20 protein-coding genes are annotated in these 19,211 nt (G+C 41.3%); 6 read left to right on the forward strand and 14 right to left on the reverse strand.

The genetic code is table 11. From position 1 onward, the window contains the following. The first annotated feature begins 463 nt into the window (after positions 1 to 463). From fbp to ACZ07B_RS17160, 3 genes are all read left to right on the forward strand, one after another. Entirely contained in the window at positions 464 to 2,389 is a 1,926-nt protein-coding gene (fbp, locus tag ACZ07B_RS17150; protein ID WP_464877475.1) for a fructose-1,6-bisphosphatase, read from the forward strand. A 470-nt stretch (positions 2,390 to 2,859) separates the two neighbouring features. Continuing rightward, complete coding sequence (locus ACZ07B_RS17155) at positions 2,860 to 4,506, forward strand: DUF2075 domain-containing protein (protein WP_090556837.1); 1,647 nt, start codon at positions 2,860 to 2,862, stop codon at positions 4,504 to 4,506. Continuing rightward, positions 4,503 to 4,808 carry a nucleotide pyrophosphohydrolase gene (locus tag ACZ07B_RS17160; protein WP_072173747.1) on the forward strand — a complete coding sequence of 102 codons (306 nt, stop codon included), beginning with the start codon at positions 4,503 to 4,505 and terminating at the stop codon, positions 4,806 to 4,808. The genes ACZ07B_RS17155 and ACZ07B_RS17160 overlap by 4 nt, the downstream gene beginning before the upstream one ends. A 394-nt stretch (positions 4,809 to 5,202) precedes the next feature. Here ACZ07B_RS17160 and ACZ07B_RS17165 read toward each other — a convergent pair whose 3' ends face one another. The 5 genes from ACZ07B_RS17165 to ACZ07B_RS17185 all read right to left on the reverse strand — a co-directional run bounded on the left by ACZ07B_RS17165 (position 5,203) and on the right by ACZ07B_RS17185 (position 8,876). Beyond that, positions 5,203 to 5,763, reverse strand: coding sequence for a hypothetical protein (locus tag ACZ07B_RS17165; protein WP_090556835.1), 561 nt, complete (start codon positions 5,761 to 5,763; stop codon positions 5,203 to 5,205). Between the two features lie 141 nt (positions 5,764 to 5,904). Beyond that, a complete protein-coding gene (locus tag ACZ07B_RS17170; RefSeq protein WP_090556833.1) occupies positions 5,905 to 7,380 on the reverse strand; it encodes a hypothetical protein in 1,476 nt (491 codons plus the stop codon). Between the two features lie 62 nt (positions 7,381 to 7,442). Further along, positions 7,443 to 8,084 carry a hypothetical protein gene (locus ACZ07B_RS17175; RefSeq protein ID WP_090556831.1) on the reverse strand — a complete coding sequence of 214 codons (642 nt, stop codon included), beginning with the start codon at positions 8,082 to 8,084 and terminating at the stop codon, positions 7,443 to 7,445. 61 nt (positions 8,085 to 8,145) lie between these two features. Further along, a complete protein-coding gene (gene rlmH / locus ACZ07B_RS17180; protein WP_003226975.1) occupies positions 8,146 to 8,625 on the reverse strand; it encodes a 23S rRNA (pseudouridine(1915)-N(3))-methyltransferase RlmH in 480 nt (159 codons plus the stop codon). A gap of 80 nt (positions 8,626 to 8,705) precedes the next feature. Next, entirely contained in the window at positions 8,706 to 8,876 is a 171-nt protein-coding gene (locus ACZ07B_RS17185; RefSeq protein ID WP_003236479.1) for a CxxH/CxxC protein, read from the reverse strand. A gap of 184 nt (positions 8,877 to 9,060) precedes the next feature. Between ACZ07B_RS17185 and ACZ07B_RS17190 the strand changes: the two genes are divergently transcribed. Further along, positions 9,061 to 9,474 (forward strand): hypothetical protein, encoded by a 414-nt coding sequence (locus tag ACZ07B_RS17190; protein WP_464877476.1) that lies wholly within the window; start codon positions 9,061 to 9,063, stop codon positions 9,472 to 9,474. Between the two features lie 33 nt (positions 9,475 to 9,507). Here the strand turns inward: ACZ07B_RS17190 and fdhA are convergent, their stop codons facing one another. The 6 genes from fdhA to ACZ07B_RS17220 form a co-directional block, all read right to left on the reverse strand. Further along, a complete protein-coding gene (fdhA, locus tag ACZ07B_RS17195; protein WP_464877477.1) occupies positions 9,508 to 10,734 on the reverse strand; it encodes a formaldehyde dehydrogenase, glutathione-independent in 1,227 nt (408 codons plus the stop codon). 62 nt (positions 10,735 to 10,796) lie between these two features. Then, on the reverse strand, positions 10,797 to 10,967 hold the full coding sequence (locus ACZ07B_RS17200; protein ID WP_338731787.1) for a hypothetical protein: 171 nt from the start codon (positions 10,965 to 10,967) through the stop codon (positions 10,797 to 10,799). Between the two features lie 104 nt (positions 10,968 to 11,071). Further along, positions 11,072 to 11,320, reverse strand: a complete 249-nt coding sequence (locus tag ACZ07B_RS17205; RefSeq protein ID WP_213419473.1) for a DUF2651 family protein — start codon at positions 11,318 to 11,320, stop codon at positions 11,072 to 11,074. A gap of 15 nt (positions 11,321 to 11,335) precedes the next feature. Beyond that, positions 11,336 to 12,499, reverse strand: a complete 1,164-nt coding sequence (locus ACZ07B_RS17210; protein ID WP_249850732.1) for a hypothetical protein — start codon at positions 12,497 to 12,499, stop codon at positions 11,336 to 11,338. Between the two features lie 10 nt (positions 12,500 to 12,509). After that, complete coding sequence (locus ACZ07B_RS17215) at positions 12,510 to 13,247, reverse strand: YiiX/YebB-like N1pC/P60 family cysteine hydrolase (RefSeq protein ID WP_021481070.1); 738 nt, start codon at positions 13,245 to 13,247, stop codon at positions 12,510 to 12,512. 141 nt (positions 13,248 to 13,388) lie between these two features. Then, positions 13,389 to 13,859, reverse strand: coding sequence for a GNAT family N-acetyltransferase (locus ACZ07B_RS17220; RefSeq protein ID WP_106610977.1), 471 nt, complete (start codon positions 13,857 to 13,859; stop codon positions 13,389 to 13,391). A 110-nt stretch (positions 13,860 to 13,969) separates the two neighbouring features. Between ACZ07B_RS17220 and rapG the strand changes: the two genes are divergently transcribed. Next, entirely contained in the window at positions 13,970 to 15,067 is a 1,098-nt protein-coding gene (rapG, locus tag ACZ07B_RS17225) for a response regulator aspartate phosphatase RapG (protein ID WP_464877478.1), read from the forward strand. Beyond that, entirely contained in the window at positions 15,068 to 15,184 is a 117-nt protein-coding gene (locus tag ACZ07B_RS17230) for a Phr family secreted Rap phosphatase inhibitor (RefSeq protein ID WP_003226961.1), read from the forward strand. A 34-nt stretch (positions 15,185 to 15,218) separates the two neighbouring features. On the opposite strand, the gene rocF is transcribed toward ACZ07B_RS17230, so the two are convergent. The 3 genes from rocF to rocD all read right to left on the reverse strand — a co-directional run bounded on the left by rocF (position 15,219) and on the right by rocD (position 19,013). Continuing rightward, on the reverse strand, positions 15,219 to 16,109 hold the full coding sequence (gene rocF, locus ACZ07B_RS17235) for an arginase (protein ID WP_003226959.1): 891 nt from the start codon (positions 16,107 to 16,109) through the stop codon (positions 15,219 to 15,221). 72 nt (positions 16,110 to 16,181) lie between these two features. Beyond that, on the reverse strand, positions 16,182 to 17,585 hold the full coding sequence (locus ACZ07B_RS17240; RefSeq protein WP_014481465.1) for an amino acid permease: 1,404 nt from the start codon (positions 17,583 to 17,585) through the stop codon (positions 16,182 to 16,184). 222 nt (positions 17,586 to 17,807) lie between these two features. Further along, positions 17,808 to 19,013 (reverse strand): ornithine aminotransferase, encoded by a 1,206-nt coding sequence (gene rocD / locus ACZ07B_RS17245; protein WP_033882758.1) that lies wholly within the window; start codon positions 19,011 to 19,013, stop codon positions 17,808 to 17,810. Positions 19,014 to 19,211: the final 198 nt, after the last annotated feature.

The raw sequence follows: 19,211 nt of genomic DNA on the forward strand, positions 1-19,211 counted from the left end.
TCCTCCTTTTCTAATATAAACCAATTATTCTATATGATTCAATACATGTCAATATATTGTAACTAAAAAATCTGAAAAATGTCACTATTCTTGGTATATAAAGCCTATAGTCCTCTAGCCCCTCTAAGCTATACCGAATGAAAGGCCATAGTTTGATTTAAAGCTTCGTAATGAAAAGTAAAACATCAATATTGACTACACTAGTTAAGGGATATAAAGATTTTAAGTGGAAGAAATGAGGCAAACAATCTTACCCTAAACCAACCTGTACTGAAAAGCTGTTTTAAGCTCTTGCTTACCCCATTTGGCACCTCTTTCTCTCGTTTTAATTGTCTCTAAAAGCAGTTATGCGGTACTATCATATAAAGGTCCAATGTTTAAAAATAATGTCATACTTTTAAATTCACCTTATCATGCACATGATCATATATAGGGGTTTATTCTAAAAAGGGGATGGACGATTTTGGAAAGCAAGTACCTAGATCTACTCGCTCAAAAATACGATTGTGAAGAAAAAGTGGTAACAGAAATCATTAATTTGAAAGCGATATTGAACCTGCCGAAGGGCACTGAGCATTTTGTCAGTGATTTGCACGGGGAGTATCAGGCATTCCAACACGTGCTGCGTAATGGTTCAGGACGAGTCAAAGAGAAGATACGCGACATCTTCAGCGGTGTCATTTACGATAGAGAAATCGATGAATTAGCAGCATTGGTCTACTATCCGGAAGACAAACTGAAGTTAATCAAACATGACTTTGTTGCGAAAGAAGCGTTAAACGAGTGGTATAAAGAAACGATTCATCGAATGATTAAGCTCGTTTCATATTGCTCCTCCAAGTATACCCGCTCCAAATTACGCAAAGCACTGCCTGCCCAATTTGCTTATATTACGGAGGAGCTGCTATACAAAACAGAACAAGCTGGCAACAAGGAGCAATATTACTCCGAAATCATTGATCAGATCATTGAGCTTGGCCAAGCCGATAAGCTGATCACCGGTCTTGCTTACAGCGTTCAGCGATTGGTGGTCGACCATCTGCATGTGGTCGGCGATATTTACGACCGCGGACCGCAGCCGGATAGGATTATGGAAGAACTGATCAACTATCATTCTGTCGATATTCAGTGGGGAAATCACGATGTCCTTTGGATCGGCGCCTATGCCGGTTCCAAAGTGTGCCTGGCCAATATTATCCGCATCTGTGCCCGCTACGACAACTTGGATATTATTGAAGACGTGTACGGCATCAACCTGAGACCGCTGCTGAACCTGGCCGAAAAATATTACGATGATAATCCAGCGTTCCGTCCAAAAGCAGACGACAACAGGCCAGAGGATGAGATTAAGCAAATCACAAAAATCCATCAAGCCATTGCGATGATTCAATTCAAGCTTGAGAGCCCGATTATCAAGAGACGGCCGAACTTTAATATGGAAGAGCGGCTGTTATTAGAGAAAATAGATTACGACAAAAACGAAATCACGCTAAACGGAAAAACATATCAACTGGAAAACACCTGCTTTGCGACGATAAATCCGGAGCAGCCAGACCAGCTATTAGAAGAAGAAGCAGAGGTCATAGACAAGCTGCTATTCTCTGTCCAGCATTCCGAAAAGCTGGGCCGCCATATGAATTTCATGATGAAAAAAGGCAGCCTTTATTTAAAATATAACGGCAACCTGTTAATTCACGGCTGTATTCCTGTCGATGAAAACGGCAATATGGAAACGATGATGATTGAGGATAAATCATATGCGGGCCGTGAGCTGCTTGATGTATTTGAACGATTCTTACGGGAAGCGTTTGCCCACCCGGAAGAAACCGATGATCTGGCGACAGATATGACCTGGTATTTATGGACAGGCGAGTATTCCTCCCTCTTCGGAAAACGCGCCATGACGACATTTGAACGGTATTTCATTAAAGAGAAGGAAACGCATAAAGAGAAGAAAAACCCGTATTACTATTTACGTGAAGACGAGGAAACCTGCCGAAACATCCTGGCAGAATTCGGCCTCAATCCAGATCACGGCCATATCATCAACGGCCATACGCCGGTAAAAGAAATCGAAGGAGAAGACCCAATCAAAGCAAACGGAAAAATGATCGTCATCGACGGCGGCTTCTCTAAAGCCTACCAATCCACAACAGGCATCGCCGGCTACACACTGCTATACAACTCCTACGGCATGCAGCTCGTCGCCCATAAACACTTCAACTCCAAGGCAGAAGTCCTAAGCACCGGCACCGATGTCTTAACGGTGAAACGATTAGTGGACAAAGAGCTTGAGCGGAAGAAAGTGAAGGAAACGAATGTGGGTGAGGAACTGTTGCAGGAAGTTGCGATTTTGGAGAGTTTGCGGGAGTATCGGTATATGAAGTAGGTATATGGAGTTCAGAGATATTCTCTGGGCTCTTTTTTACAATCGAGTATAAATACTTTTCAAAATCAAAATTGAGAATCTCGCTATACAATATGCTAAGTATCCATATAAGTATTAGACCTTATGATTCCGTCTACGAATCCTTCAACCGATTCCTTTCCCAAAGCCTTTCAGAAAAAAGAACTTTTTCTGTTTGCTTTCGTCGCCGAACATCCAAAGAATGAATTATTCCCAATTCATCTCAACATTTAATACAGAATTTATCTTCCCCATTATTTCCTCCTATTTTGTAAAAGCTTTCGGCTATTTTTCTCTTTATTGATCCAATTGCTATCTATACAATGTACCTAAATGATTGATCCGTCTCATTCACTTTTTTTAGTAAATTTATGAGTCATTCATTAAACGCTCTGAGATCATCCGTTAAATTTATGATACGATGACAGTAAAAGACATACAGGGGCTAGCATATGAGTGAACTTGTGTTTGAAAAAAGAGATTTTAATCAAGAACAAATTTTTGCATTGAAGGCATCTAAATTAGATAACCATCCGATTGTATACATTCTTTACAACGAAAAAAAGAAGCCGACTGCATATATTGGGCAGACTGTACAGGCTACACGACGATTGAAAAATCATTTGAGAGACAAGAAGCGAAAAAATTTAACGCAAACCATTTTCATTGGTCATGAGAGATTCCACCAGTCCGCATCCTACAATATTGAGACAAATCTTATTAATTACTTTATTGCCGAAAATCACTACCAATTACAAAATATCAGTCAAACTAGATCGAGAGAAATGCATCATTATTATCAAAAGAATTTTTATAACGAACAGCTTTTTGAGGAGATATGGGATCAGCTTCGGAAAGAGAACATTGTCAGTGACACTCTTGAAAACCTCAGAAATAAAGACATTTACAAACTATCTCCGTATAAAGAGCTCTCTCCTCAGCAGGTGGAGATCAAAAATGAAATTCTTAATTTTTGCAAGGTACATATCGAGAAACCAGGTAACCATGTTATTTCTATAGAAGGAGATGCCGGAACAGGGAAAAGTGTCCTACTGAGCTCTCTATTTAATACAATTCAAGATTTATCTAAAGATGAAAATTCACATTTGAAAAACAAGAACAATTACTTACTTGTGAACCATGGTGAAATGCTGAAGACGTATAAAAGCATCGCAAACAGCTTGCCAAATTTAAAGAAAAAAAACTTAATGAAGCCTACCTCCTTTATAAATCAAATGTCAAAAACAGGGGAAATAGCTGATATTGTATTAGTAGATGAGGCTCATCTGCTTTTAACCAAAGAGGATAGATATAATAATTTCCACTATCAAAATCAGCTACAAGAAATCATTAAACGCAGTAGAATCACTATTGTCATCTTCGATCCTAAACAAGTGTTAAAAATTAAAAGCTATTGGAATGAAAGGTTGCTTGAGGAGATCACCAATCAATATCATGCGAAAACAGTAAAGCTCACGGAGCAAATGAGAATGAATGCAAATCCAGACACACTAAAGTGGATTAACCATTTTGTCTCAAAACAATTGCTCCCTCTGCCGCAAGAAAATAATGATACCTTCCAACTCAAAATCTTTGAGGACCATGCCGACTTTAAAGCTGCAATTGAAAAAAAGAATAATGAAGTAGGTCTATCACGTATTGTCTCGACCTTTGACTATATCCATAAAAAAGATGGTGCTACTTATATGGTCGATGAGGAAGGTATTAACATGCCATGGAATTCTACAAATGACAAATGGACTTGGGCAGAACATGCAGATTCTATTAAAGAGGTCGGTTCAATCTATACTGTTCAAGGTTTTGACCTAAATTATGTTGGCGTCATTCTAGGACCTTCTGTCAGCTATGATAGTGAAAAGGATGAGCTTTTCATCGACACTGCAAAATATAAAGATACAGGCGCATTCACCACACGAGATGACATGTCTGCGGAGAAAATTAAGAAAATAAAGGAAGAGATTATTCTAAACTCTATCAACGTCCTCATGAAACGAGGCATCAACGGTCTTTACATTTACGCAACGGATGTAAAATTAAGAAATAGATTGCTAGAGTTAAAAAGGAGAAGGAAAAAATGAGCGAAATCAAAGATTTAATTAACACGATTAATGAATTTAGAGACGCACGAAACTGGAGACAATACCACAACCCAAAGGATCTTGCCATCTCTATTTCAATTGAAGCAGCCGAGCTGTTAGAAGACTTCCAATGGAAAAGCAACGAAGAAGCACTCAAAGCAAACGAAGAAAACATTCGTGAAGAAATTGCCGATGTTCTTATCTATTCGCTGATGCTTTGTTCAGATCTTAATATGGATGTGAAAGAGATTATTGAGGAGAAAGTTATGAAGAATGGTCGGAAGTATCCGGTCAAAGAGTAATTATATTTTCCTTTATATTAATTAAAGCGATCGTCATGTATCAGAAAATAAAATAAGTGCATGACGATCTTTTAATTATGTGATTGGTATTTATTTACAAATAATTAGATACTACTCTTTCTAATTTTAAACAAAAGAAATAATTTTGAAGTTGATGAGAAAACCTTAAATAATACTTATATTTATATTTATATTTAAATGCCCGCGCTAATTTAGCTCAGGATTTTTCCAAACTTTTTTCCTCCTATAAATTGAGTGCGACTCAAGACAGTCAATAAATTTAACAACAAGAGTTTTCTCATTAGGAACTTTGAATACATTTCTTTTTATTTTTCTAATGTTGTTATGTTATAAATAATAATTCGTACTTTAAATAAACATATTAATTTTGAATCTAAAAGCTTTTTTTCAAAACTTTATCATTAAGTAATTCTATAAGGTATGGTTTTATAGAAGTAATAATGATAGCTCTTATTTTCTTTAACTGTTTTTCAGATGGCTCGCCTCTCATATTAAACATTTTTAGCATAAAATTGTAATCATTATCTCCATTAAAATTATTATACTTATTAGGCGCGAATACACCTTGATCAAAAATATACTTTAATACTTTTCTTGAGAAGTATTCAGAATTTAAAGTGATAAATTCATTTGCTTTAACAGCATGGAATAATTTAAACAATTTTTCGTTAACTAATGTAAGTTCATTTAAATCTTCACGATCAAACTTCTTAATACAAGAACTTCCAATAGGAGAAAGTGTGTTTTGATTATTGATATTCTTAATTGTAAATAAATATCTAATATTTTCTTTACCACATATACAAGAAGATTCGTTATCTTCATCTTCAATAACATCATCAATTTCCCATTCTAATACAGCAGTATCCCATGACTTACTTACCGATTTTTCAATAACTGTTTTAATTAAATTTTTTACATAAATTGAACTCATATTACCCTCCTCTTATTTAATATTTTTTTGATTAAAAAGATTCATATGTCATTGATCGTATACAAGCTACATAGAATTTAGATAATGTTTGAAGTATACATTCATATAATTAATTTGAGGTGTTTTCTAACAGGTGAATATTTAGGATAAAATAACTTTTTGAGCCAGTTCATTCAAAAAACTCTCTTGAGGTCTGTTTGTTCTTTCAAATATATCTTCTTTCATTTTAGACAAAATAGAAATAAAATCTTTGTCCTGCAATGGTAGTATTAAGTTCTTGTTATCTCTATAATAGTCAGCACATCTCTGAAAAAGCACTTCCTCGTTACTACAAGTACGGAATACCATAAAACCTACTTTTCCTCGATTTGGAGAAAATCTTCCGTTTAACTGATCCAGTTCAGGGTTAGCAACGTCCTTCGTGTAATTTTTACATTCAACAAAAATGTATGCTGAAGGAATATCCTTAACCGTTTGTAAATTAAAGAAGAATCCTTCTTCTGCAGCATTGTTATAAGATAGGTCTATTCTCTTTCTTCCTTGGTTTATCTCTTTTTCTTTTACAGGATTTGTGAGACTTGGATAAAATAAAAAATTCATACAAGCAATAATCTGATTATGAAATTTGTTTGCCTCAGCTGTTCCTGGATTGATTTCAGAAAAACCTGTAATCAGTCTATCGATAATATCTAAGTAAAATTCATCACTATAATTCTCAAGTATATCTTCGTTAGACAATGATGATACTTTTCTTTTTGCAGATGCCTTAAATGACTCAAAGAAAGCTGGATGCTGCTTAGTGAACTTTCTCAAGTAACCTTTACTATAAGCATTATACTTTTTGGCAACTTCCTCTTTAACTACAGAAGTTTTGATTTCTCCACTTTTTAATTTTTTTCTTTTAACTAAACTGGTATTTAATCGTGACTCTTCACTTACTAGGAAATTTAATACAAAATGACGTGCATACTGCTCCGAATCATAATAGTAACCCCTTTTTCTACACACAATAGACTTAGGTACTAAAAGTATGGGTTTATCATTTATTACTAGCATTTCTTCATAGCTTGCCGTCCATTCCAAATTTTCGGGATCCCAGTACTCCCTTGTTGCAATCCCGTTCTCTAATTTTATACCATATAGCTCACACTGGCTTTTAGTATATTCAATTAGGTGTTTTCGGATTACATTTGTACATAGATCAGATATTTTATCATGAGAAATATTATCAACAAATATTTTAATTTCTTTAACACTGGAAATTAAACCATCGTCAAGCGCGTTACTATCCAAAATGTACTGAAATAGTTCTGAAGCATCATCGTCCCCTATACTTTTTCCTTTTACACCTGTCTTAGATAACCCTAAGCATGTTTCATATGGCTCCGTAAATCTAAAATTCCTTCGAGCTTCCTCTATATCTCCATTTTTGAATTGCGCTAAGGTATATTGAAAGAAGTTTTCGAGAGTAGCATTTGCCTGTTGAGACCATCTATCTTCTCTAATAGATAGAAAATATGGATCTAGAAAAAGTGGCATATCATTTTCATAATCAATATCTACAAAATCTAGTTCATTTTGTTTTCTATTGAGATTAAAGTATTCACTTATTTTCATCTATTACACTCCTAAACTGATAAAATAATTTTTTTCTAAGAAATTAATATATGAGGATAAAGCTACAAGCCATTTATTAAATTTCTTATGTCCGGAGCATTTTTCCTATTTTCTTCAGTTGTCCATGCAACCGTACTGTTCGTTTCTTTTAAACGTTCTATAAACTCCTCAATTACCTCTACCTCACTGTCCGTATAAACATAGAGTTTTCGCAATGTTTTATCTTGTGGTGTGCCAATCGATAAATGCCTTGTTCCAATGAGTATAATTTTATCATTCTCATCAATACCTAATTCACCAATTACACCTTTGTTAGCCCTTATCGTTGCTATTTTTTCTTCCTTAGTTATTGAATTAGGGATTTTGTCGTTAAGTTGCTCAAGAAATGATTTGAAATCAAACATGGTGCCATTCTTTTGTAGATCGAGTTCAGAAATGATATCCTCTTTATCTTTCTCTTTTATCCAAACTTCAAAATTCCCCTTTAAATGATTTCCATATGTTTTAAGTTTGATAATTTTGTTAATTCGTCTCAAATGTATGTAAAGTTCGTCTCTTCTGGCTGAATCCTCTTCCGAAAGAAACATCATAAAAACAAATCTGCCATTATTAATTTTGATCTCAAAAGCGGTCATTTTATCTTCTGAGTTTAGTCCTTCTAAATATACTCCTAGAAGATTAGTAAAATTGAATTTAGTTTCCACTCTAATTATTCACTCCCATAATTTTTTTAGACTGTTGTAACCTATTTGTTCCATCATGGCACTACTTATGATAAGGCTCCCCACGATTAATCCGAAAAGCCCGATAAATCTGCTCAACTAGTATGAGCCGCATTAACTGATGAGGAAACGTCATTTTCGAGAACGACAGCTTTTCATCCGCTCGCTTCATCACTGCGTCGCTCAATCCGAGTGATCCGCCGATGACGAAGGTGACTTTGCTTTTTCCATATGTAGCCAGCTTATCTATTGTATCGGCTAGTTCTTCGGATGTTTTCATTTTTCCTTCGATGGCGAGGGCGATGACATGGGCGTCGGGGCTGATTTTTGATAGGATGCGGTCGCCTTCTTTGTCTTTTATGATTTTCATGTCCTGGTCGCTTAGGTTTTCCGGCGCTTTTTCGTCCGGGAGTTCGATGATGTCGATTTTTGCGTAGGCCGAAAGTCGTTTGGTGTATTCTTCAATGCCTTGCTTGAGGTATTTTTCTTTTAGTTTTCCGATTGTCACAATATTGATATTCACAGGTCATCCCCACTTTAAAAACAAGTTATTCATATATGTTGTCCACAATTGTGGATATCTTTTCTGTATTTTGTGTAAGATCATTCGTTCCCCACTATATATACTGCGGGGTCTCCACATAATTCACAGGCTGTGGATAAACTGTTAGTATGTTCGATTTTTCTGATTTCGGGCGGCAGCTCGTGGTCGTCTATGTACATATCCAGCACCGTTTCGATGTGTTCTTCACAGGAATAATACGTTTGTTTCATGTTCAAATCCTCCGATGTTTTCTTCCATTTTTACAATTGTTCTCTTCTCAATATAACCTATTTATTCACATGTTAGTAGTGCTTCGGGCTGAGTTTTATCCACAATTCGACAAACAAGCTGTTGATGACTCTATTTCGCCCGTATGTTAGTTTGGATGTAACCGATGTGTGGGGAGGTCTACATTTGCAGATCAAATGGGTTTGGCTTTTTGTGATCATGTTGCTGCTTGCTGGGTGTCAGCCGTCTTATTGGGTGTTGGAGAAGGATCGAATCAGTGAGGGCAGTCCAGACTTAGAAATATACGCTAATTACCTTCAAATGCATGATGATGTAAAAGGATATCAAGTCTTCACCATTTTAGAAGGAAGAAAAATGGTTATTGTGTCTCTCGGAAGCAGCGAGAAAGATAAGAAGCTTGAAGTGTCAGACGTCAAATTCTCACCTAAAGAAACGATTGTAACTGTGAAACGAAAACCTGCTCCTACGGCAAATGAGAAAAACCCTTATATTTTGATTGGACTGGACAAAATCGAAGGGGAATTCATCGTACAGGATGAAACGGGAAATCGATTTGAAGAAACGGATTATCAGCAATAAAGCCGGCGTTCTGAGAACGTCCGGCTTTTTCTTTTACTTCAATGTTCCATGCGGGTCGATGACGAATTTTTTGGCTGCGCCTTTGTCGAAGTCGCTATAGCCTTTTGGCGCGTCGTCCAGAGAAATGACAGTAGCGTTGACGGCCTTTGCGATTTGCGCTCTGCCGCTCAGAATCGCTTTCATCAAATTGCGGTTGTATGTCATAGCAGGGGTTTGTCCGGTAACAAAGGTGTGGGCTTTGGCCCAGCCGAGTCCGAAGCGGATTTTTAATGAGCCTGTTTTGGCGTCCGCATCCTTTGCGCCGGGATCTTCGGTCACGTATAAGCCTGGAATGCCAAGGCTGCCTCCGACCTGAGTGACGTCCATGATCGAGTTCAGCACGGCGGCTGGCGCTTCTCCTTGATTGCCGTGGCCGGATGCTTCAAAGCCGACACAGTCCACTGCCGCATCAACGGTTGGTTCACCTAGTATTTGTTCAATTTGCTCGCCGAGGCGGTCGTGTTTTTGCACGTTGACCGTTTCACAGCCGAAGCTTCTCGCCTGTGCCAGTCTGTCTTCGTTCAGATCGCCGACAATCACGGTTGAGGCGCCTAGGAGCTGAGCGGAGTGTGCAGCTGCCAAGCCAACAGGCCCCGCTCCCGCGATATAAACGGTTGAACCTGTTTGCACGCCCGCTGTGTAAGCTCCGTGGAAGCCGGTCGGGAAAATGTCGGACAGCATGGTCAAATCGAGAATCTTTTCTAACGCCTGTTCTTTATCAGGGAATACCAAAAGCTGAAAATCAGCGTATGGCACCATGACATATTCAGACTGGCCGCCGACCCAGCCGCCCATATCGACGTAGCCGTAAGCCGATCCCGGCTGGTCCGGATTGACATTCAGGCACACATGCGTTTTCTGCGTTTTGCACATCACACAGCGTCCGCAGGCAATATTGAAAGGAACGGATACGATATCGCCCTTTTTGATAAATTCGACATCACGCCCCGTTTCAATGACTTCTCCGGTGATTTCATGTCCGAGCACCAAGCCTTCAGGCGCCGTTGTGCGGCCTCTGACCATATGCTGGTCGCTTCCGCAAATGTTGGTTGTAATGACTTTGAGAATAACCCCATGCTCACATTTTCGATTCACATTCGCCTTCGGGACGCCGGGCCCGTCCCTCAAGATTAACTCCGGATAACCGATATCCTCCACCGCTACAGTCCCTTTGCCTTTGTACACAACCGCTTTGTTTCCTGTCAACGCCATTCCTCCCATTCATGTGTTTGGACTTTGCGTCCTTGAACATGACTTCGGTTCGGCATGACTCTTTCCCTTTTTCACGCCTGCTTTTTCTGTATTCTTACAACAACAAATATGCCAAGAAGGCAGCCAATAATGGTTCCGCCGATGTCTAAGAAGTCGACTTTACATCCATTTAACAAGAACACAGTAATGGCCGAAACCAGGCAGATCATAACTGCCAGAAGAATAACCCGTTTGGTCTGCATGTAATTCCTCCTTTAGATTCGTTTCTAAACCATACCCAAAATCCTCTGCAAATTTCGGTTCAACAAAAAAAGAGACTTCACACCAGTCTCTTCATAATTAGAGATCAATTAAAAAATTTCCTGAGAAATAATGTGACAATACTGGTTACTAACGAAATCGCCGTATACATAACAACCCAAAACATGAATGAGCTATTGCCCGAAGCTAACGTAAATAACAATATCAAGCTCGCGATAAGGACGATGAGCGGTGCCACCCAAAACCTCTTAAATAAAAAATGACCCGCTATACCAAATACACCTGCAAAAATCGGAAAACCAAAAACGATAAATAAAACGGCGATAGCTCCCATACTAACCTCCTTGCCCTAAAACCCCTTCATCACCTCAACATCATACAGCTTCAAATGACTCTTCGGCGTCACGACGTCCTTTACCTTCCCAATCACTTTTTCTTTCATTTTCTTTCCGGTTTTCAGATTGTACTGTTCAATGTAGGCAGGCTTGTTGTACGTGTATGTGAAGAAATAGAGGCTGCTGCCTTTTTGGGTGATTTCTTTGAATTCGGCTTTCATTTTGTCCGGGGAAAGGGTGAAGACGATGCTTGTTTTTCCTGTCTTGGCATCGATTTTGTGTACCTTTCCGAAGCCGTCAATGAAATACAGGTTCCCGTCATAAGGGAAAAAGCTGTTTTTAAAGCTGAAGGGCATGGAGCTGTATATCGTTTGTTCGTCGTTTTTGTATTCGGCGATATCGTGCAGCTCTACTTCGCCGCTTTTTTTGTTGATCTTGACCATTTGATAGAGATTGTGGGCTTTTTGGCCGCGAACCATAACATACACAGCTTGGTCGTCCACGGCAAGTTGGGATTCGACTGAGGCTCCTTCCCGGTACTGCCATTCCGTTATGCTGAGATAGGTAAGCTTCTTCTGATCTGCTTGAATCTGAAGGAGCTGATAGCCTTTTCCGTCATCTGTCGGGACGAGTGCGTAAATGGCGCCATCATGGAAACCGGAGGCTCGGATGTAGTAGGGGATGACGTCTTTTTTCCACTCTCCGTCCATTTGGCGGTACAGCTCTGAGCGGTATCCGTCTCCCTTTTTGTCGTAGCCGGAGTTGTATAAGGTGTAAAAGCCGTCCGTGTTTTGCAGAAAGCCCGCGCTGTCGCCTGTGTGCTGATAGGTTCTTTTATGGGAGCGCAGGCCGTTTTTGATCGTATAAATCGTGTTTTTGTCCTCCAGCATCACGCTGTCACCGTGAACCTTTGCTGAGCCCAGCTCAAGGCCCTTCATCTGAAAGGAAGACAGCGTCCCGTCATGGCTGATAAACAGGGCGTAACTTTTCCCGCCGCCAAATGCATCTTGATCCGCAGAGGATGAGAAATACAGCAGGACTTCTTTGTCATCCAGGAAATCGGGATTTCTGAGATCCTGCTGACTCACGGTTTTATGGCTTTTGAGAGGAGAAATGAAGACAAATAGTGCGATTCCTGCGAGAATCAGCATGGCGATGGTAATCATCCACTTTTTCATAGCCTTCTCCTTAGTAAATGGTCATAATGGTTGTCGTATAAGAAGAACTAGTGATGTCGCGCGGATACACGCCTAAGCCTCCGTTGCTGTCTATATCAATCCCTGCTTTCAGCAAAAAGGCAGACCATAGGAGCTTTGAACAGTTTTTGGCGCCGTCATGGCCGGTATTTCTGTTATTGACGAAGTTAAATGAGTATGGGTCGCCGACTTTTGATACCGCCCAGTCGGCAGCAGCTGTTTTTTGAGATGAGGATACGCTGACGGTTTGCACAATGGAGTTGTCTTCCACGTCTCTGGCATTATACGCGATCTGCCTGACGCCGTCGCTCGGGACAGATTCAACAATTTTGTCAGCGGCGGAGTACATGCCGACATGGCCGTGATTGTAGTAGGCTGTGTAGGAGTTCGTGTAATAGATATTGCCTTTCGCGCTTGTCGGGAGTTTTTTCGTGCCGGACGAGCCGCCCATGATAGACATGCCGCTTTCCTTGGCGAGCCGGTCTCCCTCTGCTTTATCAGCCGTGATTTCCTTATAGAACTGTTTTAGGATAATGTCCTGCTTTACGTGCTGCTGTTTGGCAATCTGGCTGGCAGATTTCATGATTTCTTCCGGTGTCGTGCCTGGCTGCAGTGCGGCGATTTCTTCAGCATAATTTGTGGTCTTTACGGCTTTGGCGGGAGAAACAAACAGGCCGCCGCACATTGTAAGCGCTACCAAAAACATCGACACTCGTTTCTTCAACTTCATTACATCTCCTCTTTTCTTGTGAGTGTAGGAAAGGTAATTTCCTCACCCACATTATATTAGGAAAATAAGGAAAGTAACTAGGTTATTTACAGAATTTTTAGAAAACGTTTACAGAAAAAGGCCTTTATCAGGCCCTTTTCGTTAAATCTTCTTGCTCATCACTACGTCTGTTTCTTGAAATCCGGTTTGCTCATATAGCTTTCGCGCCGTCTGATTATGGGCAAAGACATGAAGGGACAGCTTGCGGATTCCCATGCTGCGTGCCGTTTGATCTAATGCCGCCAATGCTTGCTTTGCGTAGCCCTTTCCCCGATACGGTTCATATAACCCAAAATCATAAATAAACGCTTCCTGCTGCGGATGCTCCGGTTCAGCATGTATCCAGAGCCAGCCAACGATATCCTTTTCATTCAGCTTGAGGCTCCACAAATGGTGATGGGGTGTTTCCAGCCCTCTCGGAAGCAGATCAGTAAACGCCTGCTTAGACAAAAGCTGTGCATCTTCAGGCAGCCATGTTCCCGCTTTTACCTTTTCTTCCGCGTAATGCTTTGTTGTGTATGTGAGATAAGACCGAAATTCTTCTGACTGCATTGGGGTCAGCATGATTGTCATATCATCTCTCCTTCATATATTGACTAGAGGATTTTACATAAAATAGAAAGAGGTGTTACTATCAGAATAAGCAACTGAGATTGATAAGTCACTAGAGAAAGGAGTTTCACATGAATAAGATCGCACCCGCAGAAATCGCTAGCATGCTCAACGATTGGTACCTTGCTATCAAGAAACATGAAGTGGAAGAGTCCTCCCGTTTATTTGAAGAAGTGAAGCCTTTATTGGATGACATGGAAGAGGATCAGGAGGTGCTTGCCTACTTCTCCTTATTGGAACTGCGCCACAAGGTTTTGCTTCACGAGGCGAGAGGACAGGGCTTTCAGCATGAGGAGCCTTCTCATATGAATGCTACGTCTGACATGCTGAAATATTACTTTTTTCTGTTTGAAGGCATGTATGAGGCCTATAAAAATAATTATGACATTGCCATTGGGCTGTATAAAGATGCAGAGCAGTATCTCGACAACATTCCCGATCCGATTGAAAAAGCCGAATTTCACCTGAAGGTCGGAAAGCTCTATTATAAGCTGGGACAAAATATTGTATCCCTCAATCATACACGGCAAGCAGTCAAAACATTCAGGGAAGAAACTGATTATAAAAAGAAGCTGGCTTCAGCCCTGATTACCATGTCAGGCAATTTTACAGAGATGAGCCAGTTTGAAGAAGCTGAGGCTTACTTGGACGAAGCAATTCGGATCACGAGTGAATTAGAGGATCATTTTTTTGAAGCCCAGCTTTTGCATAACTTCGGCCTTCTTCATGCGCAAAGCGGCAAATCAGAAGAAGCGGTTTCGAAATTAGAGGAGGCTCTACGGAACGATGAGTATGCCCGCTCCGCCTATTATTATCATTCTGTCTACTTGCTGATACGAGAGCTGTTTAAGATCAAAAAGAAAGAACAGGCCTTATCTTATTACCAAGAAGTGAAGGAAAAATTGAATACTGAGCCGAATAGAATATGTGAGGCAAAAATAGCCATTTTATATGCCATTTATGCAGAAGGGGGTCATGCGGAAACGTTTCACTTATGCAAACAACATATGGATGACTTGTTGTCCGAGAAAGAGTATGACAGTGTAAGAGAACTTTCCATTTTGGCTGGCGAACGGTATAGGGAACTTGAGCTTTACAAAGAAGCTGCCCACTTTTTTTATGAAGCATTACAAATTGAAGAACTGATTAAACGAACGGAGGTTATATAAATGAAAAGATTTCTGATTGGTGCAGGCGTCGCAGCGGTGATTTTATCAGGTTGGTTTATTGCGGACCATCAAACCCATTCACAGGAAATGAAAGTCGCTGAGAAAATGATTGGATAAATGAAAAACCCCCGCGGGTGCGGGGGTTTTCTTATTACAGCAGCTTCTTCCCTAACAGGGATTCTACGAGCTCTACTGCTGTTTTACCCGTTTTGTTTTTGTGATCAAGGATCGGGTTAACCTCAACGAATTCGGCTGAGGTAATGATGCCTGCGTCATACAGCATTTCCATAGCCAGATGGCTCTCCCGGTAGCTGATGCCGCCGACGACAGGGGTTCCGACACCCGGTGCGTCGTTCGGATCAAGCCCGTCCAGGTCAAGGCTCAGATGGACGCCATCACATGCTGATAAATAATCAAGGGTTTCTTCAATGACCTTTGTCATGCCAAGACGGTCGATTTCGTGCATTGTGTACACCTTCATGCCGCTTTCCTTAATGTACTTGCGCTCCCCTTCATCAAGTGACCGGGCGCCAATGATGACGACGTTTTCCGGTTTGATTTTAGGCGCGTAGCCTTCAAGGTTAACCAGTGACTCGTGGCCAATGCCGAGGCTGACCGCGAGCGGCATGCCGTGAATATTGCCCGATGGTGAAGTTTCAAGTGTATTCAGGTCGCCGTGCGCGTCATACCAGATGACGCCGAGATTATCGTAATGCTTCGCTGTGCCTGCAAGCGTGCCGATCGCAATACTGTGGTCACCGCCCAGGACAAGCGGGAATTTTTTCTCTTCAATGACTTTGTTGACCTTTTGCGCGAGTTTTTCATTTCCCGCCAAAACGGAATTCAGGTTTTTCAGTTCCTCGTCATTTTTGATTTTTTCACGGTTGATCGGAATGTCACCGAGATCTTCAACCGTATACCCCATGTCTGACAGCCGCTCGATCAGATGAGCGTACCGGATGGCACTCGGGCCCATATCTACTCCGCGTCGTGCTTGTCCTAAATCCATTGGCATTCCAATAACCGAAATCGTTTTATCCATCTGTGATTCCACCTCAACATTTAAGATAATGTCCTATGCGGGTTATAACAAAGATGACTTACGGACAACGTTTTAAAGCTCTAGCTGACGATTCGCCTGCTGGCGTTTTTTAATGACGACATGATAAATGATGTAGCAAATGACCATAAACGGTACGCCGCAATACAGCGCGATACGCTGCTCCGGATCAAATGCAAGACTGATGAGCACGACCGTATTTAATGTTAGGCCGATCAGCGGAAGCACCGGGTACAGCGGTGTTTTAAATTTCAAATCTTCTATCTTCCCGCCCTCACGGATATATTTGCGTCTGAACATGATTTGGGAAAGCGAGATCGTAATCCAGCCGACCTGCGCGCTCATACCCGCCAAAGATAACAGTACCATATATACAGTTTCAGCCTGCGCAAACTTTGTCAGAAGTGATAGGCAGGCCACAGCCATCGTTACGATTAACGAGTACATCGGCACACCGCGCTGATTTGTTTTTCCGAGCGCTTTGAAGGCCTGTCCTTCATTCGCCATCGCGTACAGAATACGTGTCGATGCGTATAAACCTGAATTCGCAACAGATAACAGCGCGATTAAAATAACAAAGTTCATGATATCAGCTGCATATGGGATTCCGATTTGCTCAAATACGGCAACAAATGGACTTTCCACGACACCCGCCTGTTTCCACGGAATCATGCCGGCAATGACAATGATGGAAAGCACAAAGAAGACAAGCGTTCTCCATACTGTCTGTTTGATTGACCGTGGAATCGTTTTTTCAGGGTCTTCACTTTCTCCGGCTGCAACCCCGATCAGCTCAGTCCCCTGAAACGCAAAGTTCACGGTAATCATCGTAATCAGCATTGCCTTTATGCCGTTCGGAAATAACCCGTCTTCATAAAAATGTGTCAAAAACGGCGCCTGCTCTCCGCCCTTCAGATCAATCAGGCCAAACATGGCAGCTCCGCCGAGAATAATAAATAAAAGGATAATCAAAATTTTAATGCCTGAGAACCAGAATTCAGATTCCGCAAAGGCTTTTGTGGTGATCGCATTTAAAATAAACATCAGTGCCGCAAAGACCAGACACCAAATCCATACGTCTATATGCGGAAACCAGCGTTGCATCAGCTGCCCCGCTGATAAGAATTCAATGGCGCATGTAACCGCCCAGCCGAGCCAGTACAGCCAGCCGAACGCAAACCCGAAGGCCGGGCTGATAAATTTTGTCGCATAGGTCTGGAAGGACCCCGACACAGGAAAGGCGACTGCCAGCTCTCCTAAGCAGAGCATGGTCAAAAACATGATAAAGCCGCCCACTAAATAGGACAGAACCGCGCCGAGCGGTCCCGCTTGGTTAATGGTAAACCCGGTTCCAAGGAAGAAACCGGTTCCGATCACTCCGCCCAATGAAATCATGAACAAATGGCGTGATTTCATTGTCCGCTGGAGCTGATTTCCGTTATCTTGGTTTGTATTCACATTCTGCACCCCTTCAGCAACTTGTATTGGATCTAAGCTGGAACATCTGCATGGTGCTATCCCAGTTTGCTGTCCAAAGAGTCTCTATCTATTTAATATAAAATTCACTTCTTCTCATAAAGATACATTATACTAAAATACTGTAGCTGAGCAAATAGGGAGTGCTGATTTTTCTGTTGTAAATTTATACAAACGAAGTGAATATCCCGCCATGGTGCGGATTTATGCGTTTTGCAGCACGTGCTTAATTTTCTCTATTGCCCAATCCAAATCCTCTTTGGAAATGATTAATGGCGGTGCAAAACGAATGACTGTATCATGCGTTTCCTTGCATAAAAGCCCTTCTTCCTTCAAACGCTCACAATACGGACGTGCCGCTTCCGTCAATTCTACACCGATAAACAGCCCTCTGCCGCGGACTTCTTTAATAACAGGGTTATCAATGCTCTCAAGCTCGCTTTTAAAGTATTCGCCAAGCTCAAGAGAACGATCCGCCAGCTTTTCATCCTCCAGCACTTCCAATGAGGCAATAGACACTGCACATGCAAGCGGGTTTCCGCCAAATGTGGAGCCGTGTGAGCCAGGGTTAAACACGCCTAGGATCTCCCGGTCCGCCGCAATGCATGAGATCGGGAACACACCGCCGCCAAGCGCTTTGCCCAAAATATACATATCAGGAACAATGCCGTCCCAGTCACAGGCAAACGTCTTGCCTGTACGTCCGAGACCCGTCTGAATTTCATCCGCAATAAACAAGACATTCTCTTCCTTACAAATCGCCGCCGCTTCCTGTAAAAATCCTTCAGGCGGAATCACAATGCCCGCTTCGCCTTGAATCGGTTCAAACAAGAATGCCGCTGTATTCGGCGTAATGGCCTGTCGAAGCGCTTCCACATCGCCGTAAGGAATGAGTTTGATTCCCGGAAGCATCGGGCCGAATCCTCGTTTATATTCCTCTTCAGAAGAAAGAGATACCGCCAGCATCGTGCGGCCGTGGAAGTTCCCGACACATGCGATAATTTCCGCTTGGTTGTCTGCTACGCCTTTCACTTCATACGCCCAGCGTCTCGCCGCTTTCACCGCAGATTCAACCGCTTCAGCTCCTGTATTCATCGGCAGAATCATCTCTTTGCCTGTCAGTTTAGCTGTTTTTTCGTAAAACGGCCCAAGCTGATCATTATGAAACGCGCGTGACGTGAGGGTAATTTTATCAGCCTGATCCTTTAATGCCTGAATGATTTTCGGGTGTCTGTGCCCCTGGTTTACCGCTGAGTAAGCACTCAGCATATCCATATATTCATTGCCTTCCGGGTCCTTTACCCAAGCACCCAGCGCTTCAGAAATAACAATCGGGAGCGGATGATAATTGTTGGCTCCATAATGAGACGTCTGATCAATAATTTCTTTGGATTTAGATAAAGCTGGCATATTTAAATTCCCCCTTGTTTTCTGTTTCAACATGTTATCCTGCTTTCCCTTTATATAAATGCAAGTTCTGTGCCAAATCAAGAATTCGTGTGTTTTCTACAATTTTCGAGGACAAGGTGCAAAAACATTCTGATATTTCAAGCAAAAATTTCAGCAAGTGCAAAATTCTTTTGCATATCCTCTCCATTTTTTTATAAA

It is taken from the genome of Bacillus sp. 9.4, from assembly GCF_055486415.1.

Coding starts and splice junctions, on each gene's coding strand:
- ACZ07B_RS17155 (WP_090556837.1), top strand. CDS start 2,860: ATGAGTGAACTTGTGTTTGAAAAAAGAGATTTTAATCAAGAACAAATT.
- ACZ07B_RS17160 (WP_072173747.1), top strand. CDS start 4,503: ATGAGCGAAATCAAAGATTTAATTAACACGATTAATGAATTTAGAGAC.
- ACZ07B_RS17165 (WP_090556835.1), bottom strand. CDS start 5,763: ATGAGTTCAATTTATGTAAAAAATTTAATTAAAACAGTTATTGAAAAA.
- ACZ07B_RS17170 (WP_090556833.1), bottom strand. CDS start 7,380: ATGAAAATAAGTGAATACTTTAATCTCAATAGAAAACAAAATGAACTA.
- ACZ07B_RS17185 (WP_003236479.1), bottom strand. CDS start 8,876: ATGAAACAAACGTATTATTCCTGTGAAGAACACATCGAAACGGTGCTG.
- fdhA (WP_464877477.1), bottom strand. CDS start 10,734: ATGGGAGGAATGGCGTTGACAGGAAACAAAGCGGTTGTGTACAAAGGC.
- ACZ07B_RS17200 (WP_338731787.1), bottom strand. CDS start 10,967: ATGCAGACCAAACGGGTTATTCTTCTGGCAGTTATGATCTGCCTGGTT.
- ACZ07B_RS17205 (WP_213419473.1), bottom strand. CDS start 11,320: ATGGGAGCTATCGCCGTTTTATTTATCGTTTTTGGTTTTCCGATTTTT.
- ACZ07B_RS17210 (WP_249850732.1), bottom strand. CDS start 12,499: ATGAAAAAGTGGATGATTACCATCGCCATGCTGATTCTCGCAGGAATC.
- ACZ07B_RS17215 (WP_021481070.1), bottom strand. CDS start 13,247: ATGAAGTTGAAGAAACGAGTGTCGATGTTTTTGGTAGCGCTTACAATG.
- ACZ07B_RS17220 (WP_106610977.1), bottom strand. CDS start 13,859: ATGACAATCATGCTGACCCCAATGCAGTCAGAAGAATTTCGGTCTTAT.
- rapG (WP_464877478.1), top strand. CDS start 13,970: ATGAATAAGATCGCACCCGCAGAAATCGCTAGCATGCTCAACGATTGG.
- ACZ07B_RS17230 (WP_003226961.1), top strand. CDS start 15,068: ATGAAAAGATTTCTGATTGGTGCAGGCGTCGCAGCGGTGATTTTATCA.
- rocF (WP_003226959.1), bottom strand. CDS start 16,109: ATGGATAAAACGATTTCGGTTATTGGAATGCCAATGGATTTAGGACAA.
- rocD (WP_033882758.1), bottom strand. CDS start 19,013: ATGCCAGCTTTATCTAAATCCAAAGAAATTATTGATCAGACGTCTCAT.